Origin of the sequence: Pseudomonas sp. P20 (assembly GCF_016463925.1) — a bacterium.
In the GTDB taxonomy this organism is placed as follows: domain Bacteria; phylum Pseudomonadota; class Gammaproteobacteria; order Pseudomonadales; family Pseudomonadaceae; genus Pseudomonas; species Pseudomonas aeruginosa.
This window is the reverse complement of sequence record NZ_JAEMVM010000034.1, coordinates 1-4,285: the sequence shown is the minus strand read 5'-3', so window position 1 is coordinate 4,285 and position 4,285 is coordinate 1. Positions and strand designations below refer to the sequence as shown.

7 protein-coding genes are annotated in these 4,285 nt (G+C 64.6%); all 7 read left to right on the top strand.

Annotated elements, in window-relative coordinates; translation table 11 throughout:
- Positions 1 to 564 (top strand): phage virion morphogenesis protein (locus JHD77_RS28475; RefSeq protein WP_223697284.1); only part of this gene is annotated, 564 nt, incomplete at its 5' end.
- Positions 565 to 782: 218 nt separating this feature from the next.
- Entirely contained in the window at positions 783 to 2,033 is a 1,251-nt protein-coding gene (locus JHD77_RS28470; RefSeq protein ID WP_223697285.1) for a peptidase, read from the top strand.
- A 3-nt stretch (positions 2,034 to 2,036) separates the two neighbouring features.
- On the top strand, positions 2,037 to 2,414 hold the full coding sequence (locus JHD77_RS28465; RefSeq protein WP_023102437.1) for a capsid cement protein: 378 nt from the start codon (positions 2,037 to 2,039) through the stop codon (positions 2,412 to 2,414).
- An 11-nt stretch (positions 2,415 to 2,425) separates the two neighbouring features.
- Positions 2,426 to 3,355, top strand: a complete 930-nt coding sequence (locus JHD77_RS28460; RefSeq protein WP_003139975.1) for a hypothetical protein — start codon at positions 2,426 to 2,428, stop codon at positions 3,353 to 3,355.
- Between the two features lie 46 nt (positions 3,356 to 3,401).
- Positions 3,402 to 3,596 (top strand): hypothetical protein, encoded by a 195-nt coding sequence (locus tag JHD77_RS28455; protein ID WP_003094256.1) that lies wholly within the window; start codon positions 3,402 to 3,404, stop codon positions 3,594 to 3,596.
- Positions 3,596 to 3,922, top strand: coding sequence for an Acb2/Tad1 domain-containing protein (locus JHD77_RS28450; RefSeq protein ID WP_003094258.1), 327 nt, complete (start codon positions 3,596 to 3,598; stop codon positions 3,920 to 3,922). Before JHD77_RS28455 ends, JHD77_RS28450 begins: the two co-directional genes overlap by 1 nt.
- Position 3,923: 1 nt before the next feature.
- On the top strand, positions 3,924 to 4,285 hold a 362-nt coding region (locus JHD77_RS28445; protein WP_223697287.1), incomplete at its 3' end, for a phage protein Gp36 family protein.

Genomic DNA, 4,285 nt, shown 5'->3' with positions numbered 1-4,285 from the left:
GCACGTATCGAGCTGGAGTTCGACAGCCAGCAGGTGACACAGGCACTGAGCGCGGCGGCCGCGACTCTGCGCGATCCCTCCCTGATCCTCGAAGACCTGATCGAACCGTTGCTGCGCATTCACCAGGCGCGCTTCCGTGCCCAGCAGGCTCCTGACGGCACGCCCTGGACGGCACTGTCGCCTCGCTACCTGGCTCGCAAGCGGAGAAACAGGGACAAGATCCTGACATCCGAGGGATTACTGCGAGGGTCACTGCGCGGCCAGGTTGAAGGGGATATCTTGTTGTTCGGTACCGATCGCCCGTACGGTGCCATCCACCAGTTCGGCGGTACGATCCAGCGTCAGGAGAAGCAGAGCACGGTTTACTTCAGGATGAATGAGCGTACTGGCGAGGTCGGTCGACAGTTCGTCCCGAAACGCCGCAGCAACTTCGCCCAGGACGTACGCATCGGCCCCTACACGATCACCATGCCAGCCAGGCCCTGGCTGGGCACGTCGGATACTGACGATGCCCAACTGCTGCAGCGAGTCATGAGCCTCATAAACTCAACCTTGCAGAATTAGCGTTTCTAGGCCCCTGGCGGACCAAACGAGGGCGTAGGTCTATCTTCGTTGGCCTACGCCCCTCTACGGGCCTTGCTGACGCTTTATAAATCGCCCTACTGGGGTTGCCACGGTGCCCGTTGGCGTGGTTTCGTAGAAAAGCCTCCCCAGCGCGGCCTCTGTCCCAATTTTCGATTGCGACAAAGATCGTCCAGTTCTGCCGCCTCACTCTGGGCGGCATGAAAAAGCCAACCGCCACTCTGCCAATCCTCCCCGCCGGCCGGCACGTCGCTCTCGATGGTCGCCCGGTGGAGTTCACCGAGGCCATCCTGCAGGAGATCGCCGCGACCTACGATCCGGCGCTCAGCGAGGCCCCTCTCGTCATCGGTCATCCCAAGCTCAATGCACCGGCCTACGGCTGGGCCAAGGGCCTAGAGGTGCGCGAGGGCATGCTCTATGCCGAGCCGCACCAGGTGGTCCCCGAGTTCGCAGAAGCCGCGAACCGCAAGATGTACAAGAAGCGCAGCGCTTCGGTGTACCTGCCGGACTCACCAGGCAACCCGGTTCCGGGCAAGCACTACTTGCGCCATATCGGCTTCCTCGGTGCCGTGCCGCCGGCCATCAAAGGCATTCCTGATGCTCCCTTTAACTTCGCCGAGGATGACGGCGCCCTGGCCATCGAGTTCGCGGAAGCCCCCTACGCGGTCACCGGGCTGACCGACATCCTGCGCCGCCTGCGCGATTTCTTCGTCGAGCGCGAAGGCGCCGAGCGGGCCGACCAGCTCATCCCGCAGTGGCAGTTGTCCTCGATCGAGGAAGACGCCCGCCGAGGCTCCGCCCAGGGCGCTACTGCGCAGGCCTCGGCCCTGTTCTCCGAACCCGTAATAGAAGAAGGCGTTGACAGCGCAGCGGCCTCTGCCGCCGCTGCGCAAGAGCCGCAGGGCACCGTCACCCCATCCGACGGTGCTTCCGCGTCAGCGGCAGAGGCTGACCGGACCTCTCATCCCTCACAACAGGACACGACCATGTCTGACGAAGCTGCGCTCGACGAGCGCCAACGCCAGCTCGACGAGCGCGAGCAACAACTGGCCACCCGCGAAGCGGAGATGGCCCAGCAGAAGGCCCAGGAACACCGCAACGAAATCGCCGAGTTCGCCGAAGGTCTGGTCAAGAGCGGCCAGTTGCTGCCGCGCCAGAAAGCGGCGGTGATCGAGCTGCTGGTGAACCTGCCTGCCGACGCGCCCTTGGAGTTCGCCGAGGGCGACGGCCAGGTCACCAAACCGGCGGCCGAGGTGCTGCGCAGCCTGCTGGCCGAACTGCCCAAGCAGATCGAGTTCTCCGAGAAGTCCGGCGCCGTCGGCGACCTGAGCTTCGGCAGTGCTCACGCCATTGCAGCGCGAGCGCAGACCTACCAGGAAGAACAACGCCAGGCCGGACGCCATATCAGCACGACCGAGGCCGTTACCCACATCACCAAGGGAGCCAAGTAGGCCATGAACATTCCCGGACTCATCGCCGCCAAACGTGCCAGCGGCGCCATCGCCGCCCGCCGCATCGTGATTCATGGCAGCTCGGACGGCCTGGCCGCCCAGGCTGCCGGTAGCACTGCGCTGCTGATCGGCATCAGCACCGAAATTCCCGCCGCCGACGGTGCGGTCTTCGACGTCATCCGTTCCGGCCTGGCGCCGGTCGAGTACGGCGGCAACGTCACTCGCGGTGATGCGCTGACGGCCGACGCCCAGGGGCGAGCGGTTGCCGCGACGCTGCCGCCGGCCGCCACCACTTACATCATCGGCTTCGCTGAACTCAGCGGCGTCGCGGGTGATATCGGGTCCGTCTACATCGCCCCGGCCGTTCTGCCGGTAGCCTGAAGGAGCGCTCCATGAGCAATGCACCATTTCCCATCGATCCCGAACTGACGGCGATCGCCATCGCCTACCGCAACGGCCGGATGATCGCAGACGAGGTTCTGCCGCGCGTACCGGTCGGCAAGCAAGAGTTCAAGTACTGGAAGTACGACCTCGCCCAGGGCTTCACCGTGCCGGAAACCCTGGTCGGCCGTAAGTCCAAGCCGAACGAAGTGGAGTTTAGCGCCACCGACGAAACCAGCAGCACCGAGGACCACGGCCTGGACGCCCCGGTGCCGCAGGCGGATATCGACAACGCGCCGACGAACTACAACCCCCTGGGCCACGCCACCGAGCAGACCACCAACCTGATCCTGCTCGATCGCGAAGCTCGGACTTCCAAGCTGGTTTTCAACCCCAACAGCTATGCCGCGGGCAACAAAAGGACACTGTCTGGCACCGATCAATGGAGCGACCCGGCCAGCAACCCGCTGCCGGAGATCACCGACGCCCTGGACAGCGTCATCCTGCGCCCGAACATCGGCGTCCTGGGCCGCCGCACCGCCACCATCCTGCGCCGTCACCCGAAGATCGTGAAGGCATACAACGGCACGCTCGGCGACGAGGGCATGGTGCCGATGGCCTTCCTGCAGGAGCTGCTTGAGCTGGAGGCGATCTACGTCGGCGAAGCACGGCTGAACATCGCCCGGCCGGGACAGAACCCGAGCCTGATTCGGGCCTGGGGGCCGCATGCGTCCTTCATCTATCGCGACCGCCTGGCCGATACCCGCAACGGCACCACCTTCGGCTTGACCGGCCAGTGGGGCGATCGCGTGTCCGGTTCGATCGCCGACCCGAACATCGGCCTGCGCGGTGGTCAGCGCGTCCGTGTTGGTGAATCGGTCAAGGAACTGGTCACCGCACCGGACCTCGGCTTCTTCTTCGAGAACGCCGTCGCGGCTTAACCCTCAACTGGGCGGCCGTTCGGGTCGCCCTCGGAGTTTCTATCTCATGGCCCGTAAAACGAGCAACGACCAGGATGCACCCAACACCGAGGGTGTCGGCGAAAAGAACCGCTACATCGTCAAACGCGAACGCCTGGATCACGACGGTGAGTCCTACACCTTTGGCGACAGCATTCTGCTGAACAGCGATCAGGCGGACCAGCTCCTGCCCATCGGCGCGATCGTTCCAGAGGTGCTGTGATGGACAACCAGCACCGCAAGATCGCCGGCTATCGCGAGTTGACTCAGGACGACATCGACCTGATGAACCGTGTCAAGGCCGTAGGCGCGGAACTGCTGGCATTGCAGGCCGCGTTGGCCGGCCGGCTGAGTACGGACCTGGAGGTTAAGCAGGCCGCCGCAAAGGCGTCGAAGCTGGCACCTGAGCATGAGTCGAGCCCGGAGTGTGTCGAGCTTCGTCGCTTCCTGGCTGCAGAGCCGTTGCGCTGGGCTGCGATCGCCAAGACCGACATCCAGACGGGTGTCATGGCCCTGGTGCGCGCCATCGCTCAGCCCGAGGGCTGCTGAGGTGGCTGTGTACATCACGTTACCGGAGCTGGCCGAACGGCCTGGGGCGGAAGAGTTGTCCCAGGCCGCGACGCCTCAGCAGTACCGTGCGGTCCAGACCGAGCTGCTCGATGCCTTGCTGCGCGGCTTGCCGGTGGACCAGTGGACGCCGGAGGAGATCGAGGTCGGCAACGCCGCTGTAGAGGTCATCGACAGTGCGGTGAGCGATGCCCGGTCCTTCATCGACGGATTCCTGCAGCAACGTGGTTACCTGCCGCTGCAACAGCGTTTTGGCATCGTGGTCGGCTGGCACCGGGCGATCACGCGCTACCTGTTGCATAAGGACCGGTTGGGTGAAGGCGCGGAGAAAGACCCGATCGTTCG